Annotated in this window: 15 protein-coding genes and 1 tRNA gene; 10 read left to right on the top strand and 6 right to left on the bottom strand. The window is 60.9% G+C overall.

Annotation, left to right across the window (positions count from 1 at the left end; genetic code table 11):
* Window positions 1–230 precede the first annotated feature (230 nt).
* From M6D32_RS21180 to M6D32_RS21140, 9 genes are all read left to right on the top strand, one after another.
* A complete protein-coding gene (locus M6D32_RS21180) occupies window positions 231–1,505 on the top strand; it encodes an ABC transporter substrate-binding protein (RefSeq protein WP_298259883.1) in 1,275 nt (424 codons plus the stop codon).
* Window positions 1,506–1,631: 126 nt separating this feature from the next.
* Window positions 1,632–2,369: an ATP-binding cassette domain-containing protein gene (locus M6D32_RS21175; protein WP_298259956.1), complete on the top strand. Its 738-nt coding sequence runs from the start codon at window positions 1,632–1,634 to the stop codon at window positions 2,367–2,369.
* Window positions 2,353–3,072, top strand: a complete 720-nt coding sequence (locus M6D32_RS21170) for an ABC transporter ATP-binding protein (RefSeq protein WP_298259880.1) — start codon at window positions 2,353–2,355, stop codon at window positions 3,070–3,072. The genes M6D32_RS21175 and M6D32_RS21170 overlap by 17 nt, the downstream gene beginning before the upstream one ends.
* A gap of 6 nt (window positions 3,073–3,078) precedes the next feature.
* Window positions 3,079–3,942 carry a branched-chain amino acid ABC transporter permease gene (locus tag M6D32_RS21165; RefSeq protein ID WP_298259878.1) on the top strand — a complete coding sequence of 288 codons (864 nt, stop codon included), beginning with the start codon at window positions 3,079–3,081 and terminating at the stop codon, window positions 3,940–3,942.
* A 32-nt stretch (window positions 3,943–3,974) separates the two neighbouring features.
* Window positions 3,975–4,976 carry a branched-chain amino acid ABC transporter permease gene (locus tag M6D32_RS21160; protein ID WP_298259876.1) on the top strand — a complete coding sequence of 334 codons (1,002 nt, stop codon included), beginning with the start codon at window positions 3,975–3,977 and terminating at the stop codon, window positions 4,974–4,976.
* Between the two features lie 33 nt (window positions 4,977–5,009).
* On the top strand, window positions 5,010–5,798 hold the full coding sequence (locus M6D32_RS21155) for an SDR family oxidoreductase (protein WP_298259874.1): 789 nt from the start codon (window positions 5,010–5,012) through the stop codon (window positions 5,796–5,798).
* A 13-nt stretch (window positions 5,799–5,811) separates the two neighbouring features.
* Window positions 5,812–6,612: a MoaF C-terminal domain-containing protein gene (locus M6D32_RS21150; protein ID WP_298259872.1), complete on the top strand. Its 801-nt coding sequence runs from the start codon at window positions 5,812–5,814 to the stop codon at window positions 6,610–6,612.
* Window positions 6,613–6,614: 2 nt separating this feature from the next.
* Window positions 6,615–6,737, top strand: coding sequence for a hypothetical protein (locus M6D32_RS21145; RefSeq protein WP_298259870.1), 123 nt, complete (start codon window positions 6,615–6,617; stop codon window positions 6,735–6,737).
* Between the two features lie 28 nt (window positions 6,738–6,765).
* Window positions 6,766–8,370, top strand: coding sequence for a GMC family oxidoreductase N-terminal domain-containing protein (locus M6D32_RS21140; protein WP_298259868.1), 1,605 nt, complete (start codon window positions 6,766–6,768; stop codon window positions 8,368–8,370).
* A 27-nt stretch (window positions 8,371–8,397) separates the two neighbouring features.
* On the opposite strand, the gene M6D32_RS21135 is transcribed toward M6D32_RS21140, so the two are convergent.
* The 3 genes from M6D32_RS21135 to M6D32_RS21125 all read right to left on the bottom strand — a co-directional run bounded on the left by M6D32_RS21135 (window position 8,398) and on the right by M6D32_RS21125 (window position 11,368).
* The gene (locus tag M6D32_RS21135) at window positions 8,398–9,165 is read right to left on the bottom strand and encodes a transporter substrate-binding domain-containing protein (RefSeq protein ID WP_298259866.1); all 768 of its coding nucleotides are present in this window, start codon (window positions 9,163–9,165) and stop codon (window positions 8,398–8,400) included.
* A 33-nt stretch (window positions 9,166–9,198) separates the two neighbouring features.
* Complete coding sequence (locus tag M6D32_RS21130) at window positions 9,199–9,537, bottom strand: cytochrome c (RefSeq protein WP_298259864.1); 339 nt, start codon at window positions 9,535–9,537, stop codon at window positions 9,199–9,201.
* Window positions 9,538–9,652: 115 nt separating this feature from the next.
* Window positions 9,653–11,368 (bottom strand): PQQ-binding-like beta-propeller repeat protein, encoded by a 1,716-nt coding sequence (locus M6D32_RS21125; RefSeq protein WP_298259862.1) that lies wholly within the window; start codon window positions 11,366–11,368, stop codon window positions 9,653–9,655.
* A gap of 999 nt (window positions 11,369–12,367) precedes the next feature.
* On the opposite strand from M6D32_RS21125, the gene M6D32_RS21120 reads away from it, so the two are divergent.
* On the top strand, window positions 12,368–13,687 hold the full coding sequence (locus M6D32_RS21120) for an MFS transporter (protein ID WP_298259860.1): 1,320 nt from the start codon (window positions 12,368–12,370) through the stop codon (window positions 13,685–13,687).
* Window positions 13,688–14,072: 385 nt separating this feature from the next.
* Here M6D32_RS21120 and M6D32_RS21115 read toward each other — a convergent pair.
* The 3 genes from M6D32_RS21115 to M6D32_RS21105 form a co-directional block, all read right to left on the bottom strand.
* Window positions 14,073–14,148, bottom strand: a tRNA-Lys gene (locus M6D32_RS21115).
* 203 nt (window positions 14,149–14,351) lie between these two features.
* The gene (locus M6D32_RS21110) at window positions 14,352–14,909 is read right to left on the bottom strand and encodes a Spy/CpxP family protein refolding chaperone (RefSeq protein WP_298259858.1); all 558 of its coding nucleotides are present in this window, start codon (window positions 14,907–14,909) and stop codon (window positions 14,352–14,354) included.
* A 142-nt stretch (window positions 14,910–15,051) separates the two neighbouring features.
* Window positions 15,052–15,776, bottom strand: a 725-nt coding sequence (locus M6D32_RS21105) for a TRAP transporter large permease subunit (protein WP_298259856.1), incomplete at its 5' end; no start/stop codon positions are given.

The following is a 15,776-nucleotide window of genomic DNA, read 5'->3' as shown; positions in this document are numbered from 1 at the left end:
GCAAGACGTGCGGGACGGCGACCGGCTAGTCTCGCGCGATAAAATGGCTTGAACGTGGCCGCATCCGCCTTGGCGAGAAGAGCGTCGCAGAATCCTTCTGCGCGCGAGACCGCCGTGACATCCGCTTGCATTGTGCTTCGACCGGTTACGGAGACGAAGCCTCGTCATGCCGCTCGGATTGGCCAGAGAAGCCAGAGAAGAATGTCTCTCATGGTGAGGAGCTAAACGCGATGAACAAGGGCAAGTTACCGATCAATCGCCGCAGCGTCGTCCAGGGCTTGGCGGCCACCGGCGTGATGGCCACGTCGGTCGCACGGCCGGCCTTTGCTGCGCCGAGAACCATCAAGATTGGACTGGTGCAGCCGTCGACCGGGCCGCTCGCCTTCTTCACAGAACAAATGCCGTTCACCATCGCCCAGATCAAAAAGGCGACCGGGGGCACGATCAAGATCAACGGCACCGATCACCCGTTCGAGGTCGTCGTCAAGGACAGCCAGTCCAATCCCAACCGCGCGGCCGAAGTAGCGCAGGAACTCATTCTGCGTGACAAGGTCGATATCATCGCGACCTATGCCACACCGGAGACAGTCAATCCTGTCTCGGACCAGTGCGAGCTCAACGGTATTCCCTGCGTTTCGAATGATGCGCCGCTGGAACCATATTTCTTCGGACGCAAGGGCGACCCCAAAAAAGGTTTCGACTGGACCTACCACTTCTTCTTCAGCGGAAAACAATTGGCCAGTTCGCTGGTGCCCTATTGGAACAGGCTTTCGACCAACAAGACAGTCGGCGGCCTGTGGCCGAACGACGGCGACGGCATTGCGCAATCGAGGGACTTCCCGCCTTTTTTCCAATCGAAGGGCTACAAGTCGATCGATCCGGGCCGTTTCGACATGCCGGCCAGCAACTACAACGCCCAGATCACGAAGTTCAAGGCCGAGCAGGTCGACATCGTCCAGGGCGTGCTGCCGCCGCCGGAGTTCACCACCTTCTGGAACGGTGCCGCGCAGCAGGGTTATAAGCCGAAGGTCGTCTACGTCGGAAAAGCCTGCGAATTCCCCGAAGCGATCTACCCGCTCGGTGCGCGCGCAAACCACCTGACTACCGAGGTTTGGTGGTCGAAATTCCACCCCTTCAAATCCGGTCTCACCGGCGTGTCGTCGCAGGATCTTGCCGATCAGTGGGAGAAGGCGAGCAACAAACAATGGTCGCTGCCGCTCGGCTTCCGTCATGCGTTGTTCGAGGTCGTCATCGACGTGCTCAAGCGTACCCAGAACATCGACAAGGCGGCATCCATTCGCGACGCGATCCGTGCGACGAACTACAAGTCGATCGTCGGTCCGATCGATTTCCGAACCGGGCCGCTACCGAATTGCGCGCAAACGCCGCTTGTCATCGGGCAGTGGTTCAAGGGCAAGAAATACCTGTTCGAGATGTCCATCGTCGACAACTCGACGGCGCCGGAAATCCCGACCAACGCGGCGCCCGAACTGGTCACCTACTGACGGCGGTGGGCTCACATGGAATGCTCGGCCGCCATTGACTTTGGTGTCAGCGGCGGCCGATATCGCAAAAGCGGCCGGCGACGACATTTTCGCGTCGCGGCATTGTCGGGCCGACGAGAGAGGTCGATCTTGCTTGAGCTGGTTGGGCTCGGTCGCCATTTCGGCGGCCTCAATGTCATAAAGGGCCTTGATCTCACAGTGGCTGAGGGCGAGATTCTCGGCATCATCGGTCCCAACGGCGCGGGAAAAAGCACGCTGTTCAATCTGATCGGCGGCAATTTGGCCCCGAACAGCGGTCGCATCGTTTATGCCGGGCGCGACATCACCCGAATGACCTCCTGGCATCGTTGTCGGGTCGGCATCGGCCGCACCTTCCAGATTCCAAGACCCTTCCACCAGATGACCGTGTACGAGAACGTGCTGGTGGCAGCCGTGCATGGTTCCGGCAATACCGTCGCGCGCGCCAAGGGCCGCGCGCAAGCGGTGCTGGAGCAGACCGGGCTTTGGCACAGGCAGGACATGCCGGCGGGCCGGCTCTCGTTGCTCGATCTCAAGCGCCTGGAACTCGCCAAGGCGCTTGCATTGACGCCAAAGCTCTTGCTGCTCGACGAGCTTGCCGGCGGCCTGACCGATGCCGAATGCAACGGCTTGCTGGACATCGTGCGCAAGGTGCACAGCGGCGGAACCACGGTGGTCTGGATTGAGCACGTCATCCGCGCCCTGCGCCGCATCGCCGGCCGGTTCGTCGTTCTCTATGGCGGCAACATTTTCGCCAGCGGCACGCCGGACGAGGTCTTGGCCGATGCGCGTGTGAAGGAGGTTTATCTCGGCGCGGAGGGAAATGCCGGTGACAGCGGCCAGTGATACTTCTCCCTTGCTGGCAGTTCGGCAGCTCTCCGTGTTCTACGGTCAGTTCCGCGCGGTCGATGCGGTCGATCTCTCCGTCCGGGCCGGCGAGGTCGTGTCGATCATCGGGGCCAATGGTGCCGGAAAATCGTCGTTGCTGAAGGCGATCATTGGCCAAGCCGACCGCATCGAAGGCGTCATCAGCTATTGCGGCGAAGATCTTGCCGGTCAAGGCACGGCCGAGATCGTCGCCAAAGGTATCGCGCTCGTGCCCGAAGGACGCCGGTTGTTTCCTTCGCTCTCGGTCGAAGAAAATCTACATATCGGTTGGGAGGTGGGAAGGCAGGGAGAAATCGGCATCGAGGATGTGTTCGGCTTCTTCCCCATTCTCAAAGAGCGATGCCGACAGAAGGCAAGGGAGCTGTCCGGCGGTCAGCAACAGATGGTGGCGCTCGGTCGCGCGCTGCTCGCCAATCCACGGTTGCTCCTGTGCGACGAAATCAGTCTCGGCCTTGCGCCTGTCGTCATCGATTCCCTGTACAAGCTCATTCCGGCGATCAAGGCGCGCGGCATCGGCATTCTGGTCGTCGAACAAGACATCACGCGCTCGCTCGCCGTGGCCGACCGTTTCTATTGCCTTCTGGAGGGCAAGGTCACGCTTGCCAGCCGGCCGAGTGCGACCAGCCGTGAGGTCGTCATGCAGCATTATTTCGGATTGTGAGGAATCGTGGCCGGCGCTTGGGCAAACCAGATCATCCAGGGCATCTTGCTCGGGGGACTCTATGCGATGTTCGCCATCGGCCTGTCTTTGTCGGTCGGAATCATGCGCTTCGTCAACATCGCACATGGCGATTTGATCGTGTTGGTTTCATTCCTCTTGCTGACGCTGACGACCAGGCTAGGCGTGCCACTGCTCGTCGCCACGGCCATCGTCGTGCCGGTCGCCTTTGTCGGCGGTTACCTGTTGCAAAGGCTGCTGCTCCAGCGCGTGCTCGGCCAGGGCGTGCTGTCGATCGTGCTGGTGACGTTCGGCCTTTCGGTGATCATCCAGAACGCGCTGCAGGGCATTTATGGCGCCGATACGCGCCTCATTCAGGGTGGCGGCATCGAAACCGAGACCATCCAGTTGGCCGGTGGCATCAACATCGGCATGTTGCCTCTTGCGATCTTTGTGTTCGCCGTCGCTCTCGTCTTTGCCCTCGACCTGCTGCTCTATCGGACGCGACTCGGCGCCCGTATCCGCGCAGTTTCCGACGACGTCGCCAGCGCCAATCTGGTTGGCCTGCGGTCGGCGCACATCTATGCCGTCGCGATGGGCATCGTCGGCGTCACGGTCGCGCTCAGTGCCGGCTTCATGTCCGTGTGGACGAATTTCGATCCGACGTCCGGGCCCAGCCGCCTGCTCGTCGCCTTCGAGGCGGTGGTGCTCGGCGGTCTCGGCAGCTTGTGGGGCACACTGGCGGGCGGCATCATCGTGGGCATCGCCCAGAGCCTCGGTGCGCAGGTCGATGCCGGCTGGCAACTGCTCGCCGGTCACCTGGTGTTTCTCGCCGTTTTCCTGATCCGGCCGCAGGGCCTGTTTCCGAAATAAGGCCTGTTTCCTAAATGACCGGTGTGCGAAACGTGACTTTTCAGTTCGATAAGAGGCTGCTGGTCCTGATCGGCCGAGGAGTTCTGGTGCTGTTGGCCGCGATGCTGGTTGCCGCACCGTGGATTTTCGATCTGGCCGACTTGCAGGTCATCACGGAACTCCTGTGCCTGCTGGTTCTCGCCGTGATGTGGAACCTGTTGGCCGGTTATGCCGACATCGTCACCATCGGCCAGCATGGTTTCGTCGGCATCGGCTGCTACGCCTTCTATGCCTTCGCAGTGTTCACGGATGTAGGCCCCTATGCCGCGATCCTGCTCGCTGGATTGACCACGCTTGTTTTCGCGCTGCCCGCGATGATCGTCGTCTTCCGTCTCCGCGCCGCTTATTTGGCGGTCGGAACATGGGTACTCGCCGAGGTGATGATGCTGGGCGCCGGCAAGATCGACGCTTTTGGCGCCGGTCTCGGCATCAGCCTGCCGGTCTCGGTCGTGCGCGAATTCGGCGGCAACATTGCAGAGCGATTTACGACCATCTATTGGATGGCGCTCATCCTGGCGGTTACCGCCATGGCCGCAACTTATTTCCTGATGCGCTCGGCCACCGGCATCGGCCTGACGGCCATGCGCGACAATGAAGAGGCGGCGGGGGCGGTCGGCGTCAATCTGTTTCGCGCACGTGTCATCTGCTTCTTGTGGGCCGCACCCTTCCTCGGTCTTGCCGGCGCGCTGATCACGCTGCAGAAGTTGCGGATTGCGCCTGCCGCTTCATTCAGCATCATCGACTGGACGGTTTATATCATCTTCATCGTTGTCATCGGAGGCGTCGGCAGCTTCGAAGGTCCGGTTATCGGCACATTCGTGTTCTTTCTGATCCGCGAATATCTGCAAAGCTGGGGTGTCTGGCACTTTATCGTGTTGGGCGGGGTGTCCATCGCGATGGTCCTGATCGAACCACGCGGGATTTGGGGCCTTTTGCGCCGCGTTGTTCCGGGCGATTTGATCCCTGTCTCCCACAGGCCCCCGCGTGGATCGTAGCGAGCCGAACCTTCTGATGTTGGAGGGAAGACGATGAGATTTGCAGGACGAACCGCCTTGATCACGGGGGGTGGCACCGGAATCGGCGCGGCGGTGGCGCGGCGCCTCACTTCCGAGGGGGCACGGGTGGCCGTCATGGGCCGGCGGCGGGAGCCATTGCGCGCGCTGGCCGATGAAACCGGCTGTCTTGTCCTGCCGAGCGATGCCGCCAACGGCGAAGCCGTGCGCACGGCATTGGCGGAAATCCACGACAAGTTTGGCAAGCTGGACATACTGATCGCCAACGCCGGCGGCCATGGCGTGGGCCCGACGATTTCAATGACAGACGAGACCTGGGCGGAATCGACACGTCTCAATCTCGACACGGCATTTGTTTGCGCACGCGAGACGCTTCCCGATCTGATCGAGCGAAAGGGCACAATCGTCATCGTCGCTTCGATTGCGGGTCTGGCCGCCGGTCCCGAGGCCGCCGGCTACGTCACGATGAAACATGCCTGTGTCGGGCTCGGCAAGTCGCTGGCGCGCGACTATGGCCGCAAGGGCGTACGGACCAACGTGGTTTGTCCGGGCTGGGTGACGACGGCGATGGCCGACGAACAAATGCAGGTCCTTGTCGAGAAGCGCCGGCTGTCCTCGGTTGAAGAGGCCTATCGATTGGTGAGCAAGGACGTGCCGCTTGGCCGGCCGGCAACGCCGGACGAGGTTTCCAACGTCATTTGCTTTCTGGCCTCGGATGAAGCAACCGCAATGAACGGATCGATCGTGACCGTGGACGGCGGCGCGACCGTCGTCGATCTTCCGACGCTGGCCTTCGTCGAGTGAACAGGAGCGCGAGATGAAACAGGAACAAGCGAGCAGGCCTGCCGACTGGAAGAATTTCGAAGACTTCGCCGCCGGCATTGCCGCCAACCGGCTGCCGGCCACGGATACGCTTTCCGGAGAGACACTGGACATCACGCTGAGCAACGCGCGCGCGGTGCGGCTGAAATTCGTCTCGTCAAACAGGGTCGCATGGACCGAAGGCGGCGCCGGCGGAAGAGATTGGTACGAGGCAGTTAATGTGGCCGCGGACGCATTCTTCATCAACATGACGTTCGCAGCCAGGCCGGACGAGGACGAAGCCTTCATCGTCAACGTCAAGACCCGCCGCGTGTTGTCGGTGCGCGAGCGGGTGCGGCCCGCGGATGAAGCGTTGGGCGAGCCGCGGGTGATGCAGGTCTATACGCCCGGTGTCCTCGGCGTTTCCGCTACGCCCCCTTCAGGCGTCGAGCCTGCGCCAACCAGGGATCTGATCGGGCGTACCGCGCATTACGAGTACAGCCCGCAACATATTTACGAGCACGTCTATTTGAACTCGCAGCGCTATGCCTGGCAGAATCTCGTCGGCGTGCAGCGTGGCCATGGCGACGTCGACCTGACGACGGCCTACAAATTCGACCAGAACCAATATGTGTTCGGCTTTCGCGAGTTCATCATCCCCGTCGCTTCCATCTTTTTCTACAATTGGGACGCCATGCGCTCGACCGGGAAGTTTCTTGGCGTCACCAGCGACGGTCGAATCGAAAACAAGCCCGCCGGCGCGTTCATCCGGATGAAATCCAGAATGATTTACGACAAGGGAACAGAGCCCATTTGACCATGCCGGGCACCAGAGCGCGAGAGCGACTGGTCGATGGTGGCGCCATGGACGATGGCCGGGTCGTGCGCTTTGAGCAGTTCACCGATTCCAGGCTCGTCGTCGAGGCGGCGCTAAAACCATAAGGCCCAGGCGAGCGCTTTGGGGTGTGACATGCAAGAGTACGACTATATCATCGCAGGCGGCGGCTCGGCCGGATGCATCGTCGCCTCGCGTCTGTCGGAGGATTCGAGAAACCGCGTATTGCTGATCGAAAGTGGACGACGCGACACGGACAAATACATCCACATTCCAGCGACCTTCTTCAAGGTTCTCGAAAAGGGCCGCGACGCGGTGTTCTACGCTTCGGAGCCGGAGAAAGGCTTGAACGGCCGGTCGTCGATCGTGCCGCAGGGCCACGTGCTCGGCGGCGGCAGTTCCGTGAACGCGATGGTCTACATTCGCGGTTCTCGGCAGGATTACGACACCTGGGCACAGCTCGGCTGTCGCAATTGGAGCTACGACAAGGTTCTTCCGGTCTTTCGCGATCTCGAAAACAATCAGCGGCTTTCCGGCGAATATCACGGTGTCAGTGGCGAACTCACGGTTTCGGACCGAGCCTTCGGTCATCCGTTGTGTTGGGCGTTCATCCGCGCCGCCCAGGAGACCGGCATTCCGTACAACGAGGATTTTAACGGGCGACGGCAGGAGGGCGTTGGGTTCTATCAGACGACGACCCGTAGCGGGCGCCGACGCAGCTCAGCCGGGGCTTTTCTTCGGCAAGCCGAGCGCCGTGACAATCTAACGGTCAGAACGGGAAGCCGCGTTCACAAGATCCTCTTTGAGGGCAAGCGAGCGACCGGCGTGCGGCTTGAGGATGGATCGACCGTGAACGCGCGGCGCGAGGTGATCCTGACCGCTGGTGCGCTGGCAACGCCGAAAATTCTGCAACTTTCGGGCATTGGGCCGGCAGCCCATCTGCGCGACCACGGCATTGATTGTGTCGTCGATCTGCCGGGGGTCGGCGAGAACTACCAGGATCATCTCGAGGCAACTGTTCAGTGCGAGACCAGGGATCCGATCTCGATGTTCGGCGAAGACAAGGGGCTCAGGGCCGTTTCACACATGATGCAGTACGTTCTGACCAGGACCGGTCTGTTGACATCAACGGTCGTGGAGGCCGGTGGCTTCGTCGATACGGCGAGAACCGGCGAACCGGATGTTCAGTTCCATGTGCTGCCGATCTTCACTGGCTTTGCCGATCGGTTGGCGGATGCAGGCCACGGCATCTCAATCAACCCCTGCGTCTTGCGACCGCAGTCGCGCGGGTCCGTCCGATTGCGCTCTTCGAATCCGGCCGACACCGCATTGTTCATCGCCAACTCGCTTGCCGAACAGGCTGACGTCGATACACTCGTGCGGGGCGTCCAGATCGCGCTTCGAATTTCGGAAGCGCCGTCGCTGGCCCGCTTGGTGAAGCGTCGCGTTCTGCCAAAACCCGGGATCGAGAAAGACATGGACGCGCTTGGCGAATATGTGCGTTCGATCTCCAAAACCGTGTTTCATCCGTCCGGCACTGCGAAGATGGGCGCATCCAGCGATCCGATGGCGGTTGTCTCGGAGGATTTGCGAGTGCACGGGGTCCAGGGACTTCGCGTTGCGGACGCGTCAATCATGCCGCGTCTGGTTTCCGGGAACACGAATGCACCGACGATGATGATTGGCGAACGAGCAGCCCGTTTCATCTTGGAGCAGTCGAGCTCTGCAATCGCAAACTAAGCGGGCAGCCGCAAGGCGTCCGCTCGCCTATTTCGGCTTCTGCAAGCTCACCCCGTAACGGTGGTAGATGCGCTCAATCGTACCGTCGGCACTGAGCCGCTCCATGACCTGATCGACCGCGTTTCGGAAGGCATCGTCCGGCCGGACCATGCCAACCGCGACGTTCCAGGAGAGGTTGGGCTCGCTGTCGTCGAGACCCAGGATACGCACCGCGTTGTCCGGATGAGTCTCGTTGAAATAGCTCGCCATCGTCGGCGTGACCGCCGCGGCGTCAATCTCGTGATTGGCGAGCGCCTCCAGGCTGTCGACCTCGAACCCGAAGGTCGATGTCGGCACGTGACGTTGCCCGAGCGTCATGGCCGCGATCGATCCGACCAGGACACCGACCTTGGTTCGCTCGTTGAGGCTCCTGAACGAGGTGAGCCGGCTCGTCGGAAGCACGGCGAGCGCGACACCTGTGCGGTAATACGGCTTTGAAATCTTCAGGTTGGTTTCGCCCTGCGCCTCGCGATCCGCGATGACGTCCAGGACGATGTCGCAGCCCGCACTGCGCATCTGGTATTGGGTGATGATCCAGTCAGGCCTGAGCGAGACGCCAAGTTCGTGGGCAAGGGCCTTTCCCAGCTCGATCTGAAAGCCGGGCGGATCGCCGGCCTTGCTGGCAAATGGCAGCGAGTTGGGATGGGCGCACAGCGCGAGCGTGCCGGACTCGCGAATCGCATCGAGCGATCGGGCCTGCGCCAGATCGGTCAGCCCGAGCAGGGCGCCGATCATGAGGGGAAGAATGATCTTCATGATATGTCCGATGTGTTGATCCTGTTTCGCTGCTCAACCCTGGTCCGGCTTGAGAGCCCGGATGTATTTTATGATCTCGTCAATCTGCGCATCGTCGAAGGTGGCCCCGAAGGCCGGCATCGCCCCCGACTTGCCGTTCTTGATGCGGTTGCGGATGAAGTCGTCGTCGCGTTTGGTGTCCATGAGCTGAGGGCCCTTGCCGGCAGCGCGACCACCGTCGGAGTGACACCAGCCGCAGGTCGTTGCGAACAGCTGCGGGACATCGATCTGCCCCGCGGGGGCGGCAGGCTGCTCGGCGCGAGCGGGCGTGGCTGAGACCGTAAGCGAGGTGGCGAGTATCAGCGGCAACAATGCCGAAATCTTCCGATTCAACAAGCTATTCCAGTTCAATTTCATGCCCGCCACATCCAGCTATCGGGAGCCCAATCAGCGCTTCGACATGTGGAGAACGGCGCAACGCCGCTCTCCACATTCGTTTGCTGGCTGCCTATTTCAGGCTGTAGACGATGAGCGCGCCGTCATCGCGCGGCATGCTCTTGTAGACGCCGCCGAAGGTCGGCGCGTAGTCATCGGAGGCCATGCCGCCGAAGCCGGCCACGACCGCGATGTACTGCTTGCCGTTGACGCCATAGCTGATGATGCCGCCCTGATGGCCGGTGCCGTCGCCATGGTTCCAAAGCTCCGTCCCCGATTCGGCATCGTAGGCGTGAAGCGTGCCGCGCGAGTCGGGCACGAACACCAGGCCGCCTCCGGTCGAGAGCACGCTGGCGAGCGGAGGCTCGGGGAAGCGAACTTCCCACTTCTTGGCCCCCGTGATTGGATCGCGGGCGTCGAGGTGACCATAGATCTGGCCGCCCGGGGGCGGCGCGATCTTGAAGTCGGCGCCGATGTTGAGCTGGGCCTGGGGCGCCACGATCGGCGTCGTCTTGACGATGTCGAGCGTCATGCACCATTCCTGACCGAGCTTGTAGTAGAGGCCCGTCTTCGGATCGTAGGAGCCTGCGTTCCAGCTGACGCCGCCGGAAATGTGCGGGCAGAGCGGCTCGGCGACCTTGCCTGCGGAGAAGTCACGGCGGCCGATCAACTCGCCCGTCTTGGGATCGATGTTCTTGACGAAGTTGCTGTTCTGCGTGATCCGCCAGACGTTCTTGAGGCCGAGATTGCGGTCATAGACGAAGATGTATCCGCTCTTGTTGGGATGCACCACGTACTTCTGGCCGTCGCGATCCAGCATCACGAATTCGCCGACGGCGCTGTCGAAGTCCCAGGTATCGTGCGGCAGCTCCTGATGATAGAATTTCAGCTTGCCGCTATCGACATCGAGGCCGATCACCGAGCTGGTGTAGAGATTGTCGCCCGGGCGCGCGCCTTGCGTCTTGTAATCGCTTCCCGACCAGTCGTAGAGCGGCGCCGGGTTGGCCGTGCCCCACAGAATTGTGTTGGTCTCGGAGTCGTAGGTTCCCGGCATCCAGCCGCCACCGCCGCCGGTGCGCCAGGAGTCGTTGCCCCAGGTCTTCATTGCTTCGTCGGTGCCGGCTACCGTCAGGAACTCCCATTTCTTCTTGCCGCTTGCGGCGTCGACACCAAAGATCGGCCCACGGCCCGGCCATTCGCCGCCCTGCGCGCCGATCACGATCGTGCCCTTGGCGTAGAGCGGCGCACCGGTGAAGCCGACGGTCAGTTTCTGGGAATCGATCAGCTTGGTGTCCCACATGACCTTGCCGGTCTTCATATCGAGCGCGATGAGGCGCCCGTCCATGGTGCCGACATAGACCTTGCCTTCGCCGATTGCGACGCCGCGGTTGTACGGCGAGTGCGTCTGTCGTGCGATCAACCCTTCGTCGAGCTCGGGGAAGTAGGACCAGATCACTTCGCCCGTGGCGCCGTTCAGCGCAAAGGTGCGGCTATAGGAGCCGGTGTAGTAAAGCACGCCATCGGCCACGAGCGGCATCGACTGCAACCCGCGAGTAGAGCGGCCCGGAATATGAATCCAGGCGACGTTCAGATTGGCGACGTTGCCGGGGTTGATCTGGGCAAGCGGACTATAGTGATACGACCGGTACGAACCGTGATAGGTCAGCCAGTCATTCTGGCCGCCGGCATCGATGCGCGCCGTATCGACGCCTTGCGCGAACGCCGGCGAGGCGGCGAGCGCCGCTATCGTCGCGATATAGAAGCTGGATTGACGCCACTGCTTCCTCATGGACATTTCTCCCATTGCTTTTTTAAGGACGTTGGACGCGAGCGGCGGCTGCAGTCGAGTATGCGTCGGCTTCTCATTGCACAAACAGCCTGTCGGCACGTTCGACCCTCCGGCCAACACCGCCGATGAAATGATTCAGGCCGCTGGTGCACACCCCTTGCCCGACGCCGATAGCGTACGGGGAGGGAGTTTGACTACCAAAGATGGTGAACCGATGACAATGCAATCAGGTCAGTAATGCTGACCAACTTGGTGACCGTGCCCACTCCTGATCGCCAGGTCGACTGTGGGCGCGGCGCCATTGCTGCGCGCGAATGACTCGATCAGGATCGCTGCCGGATCAGACCCAAATCCAGCCCGCGAAACATGAAGGAATTCCGCCGGATGCGTTGGTGTAGCGATGACTTCACCAAACGTAACGGACTACGCCTTTGCCAGCGTAACCGAAAGTTCGAATGAAAAATAGGGCCGTCCTTTGTCGCCACAAGGAAACTGGAGAGCTTTAGGGCCTAAACTTATCCGCAGAGCGAGATGCATGGCAGCGAACCGCGTCGCCTGCGCATGGTGACCAACCCGGACGATTGGACGCCGTACCCAAAACCACCGCTCCAAGAACCTATGGCCTTCTCGCGCAACGTCGAGACCACCGACATCACCCGGACATCCATACGCGCTTTAATCCTCATTCGGACAATCGACGCCAAACAAATTCGCTGACGATCATAAGACGATGTCCCCGGTCGATTGCATAGACTGGAACGCTCGCTGTTCACGAACGTTGCACGTGTAGATGTTTTATTGGCGGTCCGCCTTGCTGGTGGCCGGCAGTTCGACCGGGGGCGGGTATCGGGAGGTAGCTCTCTTGTCACGGCAAGCTCTCGTTTCGGTTTGGTTGGAACGCACTGGAATCGTTGCACGCGCCGTCAATGATCGCATCTCGCAAGAACCGCCTCAGGACATTGATCGCCAAGGTTCGCTTGCCAACATCAGTTCGACAAGATGAAAAAGGTTGAGACAAAAGCAGCCTCTTCCCAACGCAACCACAGGCTGCGATGGAGCATCGGCGTGTTGCTCGGCGTCGGCGTTCTGATAAATTATTTTGACCGAATTAATCTTTCCGTGGCCGCGCCGCAGCTGAAGCATGACTTCGGCCTGACCGACGGCGAACTAGGCTGGCTCCTTAGTGGCTTCTTCTGGTCCTACGCGCTGCTGCAAATTCCTACCGGCATGATCCTCGACCGCTTCGGCGTCACGCGTGTCAATCGCGTCAGCACGTTTTTCTGGTCTCTCTTTTCCACCCTGACTGCTTTTGCCAGCGGATTCGGCAGTATCTTTGGCGCGCGCATCCTGCTCGGTGTCGCCGAGGCGCCAGGCTTTCCGGCAAGTTCGAAGGCAACGGGCTACTGGTTTCCACGCCAGGAACGGGCGTTTGCGACATCGATCTTCGATGCCGCGGCGAAATTTTCCAATGTGATCGGAGTGCCGCTCGTGGCCTTGGCCGTCGTGCATTTCGGATGGCGCTGGGGGTTTGGCATCACGGGCGCCCTGAGCTTCTTGTATTTTCTCGCCTTCGTAATCGTCTACCGAGATCCAAGCCAACATCCTCGGCTGAGCGCGGAGGAACGTGAATACATCCGCGAGGGCGGAGCCACGCCTGAAGGGCCTGCGCAGGGTGGCGAGTTCGGCATGCTCGGATATCTCCTGCGCAATCGGAAGGTATGGGGACTTACCATCGGGTTCGCGGCCTATGGCTATTCGTTTTATTTGTTCCTGACTTGGTTGCCGAACTATCTCGTGGACACGATGCACATGAGCATTCTTAAGTCCGCCGGCTACACTGCAATCCCCTGGGCTTGCGCCACGGTTGCGGATCTCGTCGTGGGCGGCTGGCTGATCGATCATTTGATCGCACGGGGCTTTCCTGAAACGCCCATTCGCAAGACCGTGCTCGTGGCAGGCATGCTGCTGGGCCTCGCCGTGTTTGGCGCCACCCGCACCACCAGTCCGGTCTGGGCGGTCGTCTGGATCTCTATCGCGTTGAGCGGTTTGGCGGCGGCCGCGCCGGTGGGCTGGTCGATACCTTCGCTGATCGCGCCTCGCGGTGGAACGGGTACGATCGGCGGGATCATGAATTTTTTGAACAATCTGATGGGCGCCGTAGCGCCGGTGACGACGGGATACATCGTCGGCGCTACGCAGTCGTTTACCGGAGCATTCCTGACCGCCGGTGTCGTTCTGATCGTCGGCATCATCGCCTACGTCTTCCTGCTCGGCCGGCTGGACCCGATCGCAGATCCGCCAAGCCGCAGGAGCGATTGATGCGCCGGCTCGGCGTCAACGATTGGCAAGTGCTCGTTGCACTTCGTCGATGAAGGAAAGCTTCTTGATTGGATCTAGCGCGGCGAATTTGACGTTCCTATCAGTTTCGCCGCGAGTTCGTCATAGGAACTTCAAATTCAAAGCCGCTACTCAAATCAATGAGTTGCTAGAGCTCCTTTGATTCCGAAGTTCGCATCAGAGGGGCCGCAATAGCTTGCGAACTTCGGAATCGGAGCTCTAGTAACCTTCGGACCGACATCCGGGTGGCGTTCATTTCGAAGTAGGGACTGGCGTAAATAGCTCGAATGTCGCACGCGTGCGACAAACAAGTGTCGCACGAGGTCCCTTTGTTCACGTTCTGGTTTGGCTAAGTATTTGACTTGCTTGGTGGGCGCACCAGGGCTCGAACCTGGGACCCGCTGATTAAGAGTCAGCTGCTCTACCAACTGAGCTATGCGCCCGGAACCGGTCCGGAAATGGGCCATCGCAAGAGCCGGTCGTTTAGCAAAGCGACCTGACGATGTCCAGCAAGCCTGTGGGCTTTTCCCGGCCAGATCGGGGGTGGGTAACTGTCGGAAAATCCGCCGGATTTCGGCCGCCCGGGCGGAAGCTGACGGGCGGCCGATGGAAGGTGATGTGCCGATCGACGAAGTTTTTAACCCGATTACAACCGTTCGGAATCCTGCCCGCGGTCGCGGTCGCCGCCAAACCGGTGCTCGAAGCGCTCGCGCCAGCCTTCGCCGTCGTGATCGTGATGATGGGTCAGCATGGCAAGCCGCCGCTTCTGGCCGTCGTCCAGCGTCTTGTAGAGCGGGTCAGCCGCATCGGCGATCTTCTTCAGCGCCGCCGCCGTCGCAGCCATTCTGTCGGCGCGATTGCGCAGGCGCGTTACCGGATCGGGCTTCGCCGCCTGATCGCCATCGTTGGCCGCGGCGGCAGCTTCGCGCGCCTTTTCCCGCTCCTTGGCGTGGTCGATCCGGGCCTTGACGAGATCGCGGACCGCGCTCTCGACCGGCGGCCAGAGCTTTTCCTGATCGGCGGTCAGCTTCAGGCCGGCATGAACGGCTGCAATCTTCGCATCCGCCATCGCGGCGCGGTCTTCCGGGCTCATCCGCACATGGTGGTGGCCCATGTGACCGCGGAACCACTCGTGCTGCGCATACACCCCGGTGGTGCCGGCAATGACAAGGGCGGCGATTCCGGCGATAGCAAACTTTCTCATGTCAACCTCCCTTGAAGGTGGCTGGGAGCATGGGCAAAGGCGTCTCCGCAATCAACTTACGGTTCGGCAAGAGACGCTCCCCTTACCAAGAATTAATTCCGTTCACGATTGGAAACACTCCAATAGTGATCCCGCCTGACACTCAGATCATGCCGAGCAGGTGCGGCAGCCACAGCGAAATCTCCGGCACGTAAGTGATGAGGCCGAGAAAGACGAGCATCGCCAGGAGCCAGGGCAGCACGGCGATTGTAATCTCGCTGATCCCCATCTTGGCAATGCCGCTTGCGATATAAAGGTTAAGACCGACCGGCGGATGGCACAGCCCGACCTCGGTATTGACGATCATCAGCACGCCGAGATGCACCGGGTTGATGCCGATCTTGGTCGCGAGCGGATAGAGGATCGGCGCCATGATCAGAAGGATCGATGACGGATCCATGACGTTGCCGGCGGCGAGCAGGATGACGTTGACGACGAGCAGGAAGGTCCAGACACCGAAATGCTTGTCGATGATCCAGGCCGCCATTTCCTGCGGGATCTGCTCGTGCGTCATCAGGAAGGAGAACAGCACCGCATTGGTGATGATGTAGAGCAGCATCGAGGACATGCTGGCGGCCTGCAACAGCACCTTGCCGACTTCCCTGAACTTCAGCTCCTTGTAGACGAATACGGTGATGAAGAAGGCGTAGGTGGCGGCGACCGCGGCCGCTTCGGTCGGCGTGAAGATGCCGCCGTAGATGCCGCCGAGCACGATTGCAATCAGCGCCAGACCCCAGAAGCTCTCGCGGAACGCTTTCACCTGCTCACGAAGCGTCGCCCGCGGCATTTTCGGATAGTCCCTGCGGCGGGCGATGAACCAGGTCACGG

Source organism: Bradyrhizobium sp., from assembly GCF_027307225.1.
In the GTDB taxonomy this organism is placed as follows: domain Bacteria; phylum Pseudomonadota; class Alphaproteobacteria; order Rhizobiales; family Xanthobacteraceae; genus Bradyrhizobium.
The sequence above is the reverse complement of the archived record's forward strand: the minus strand, read 5'-3'. Positions and strand labels throughout refer to the sequence as shown.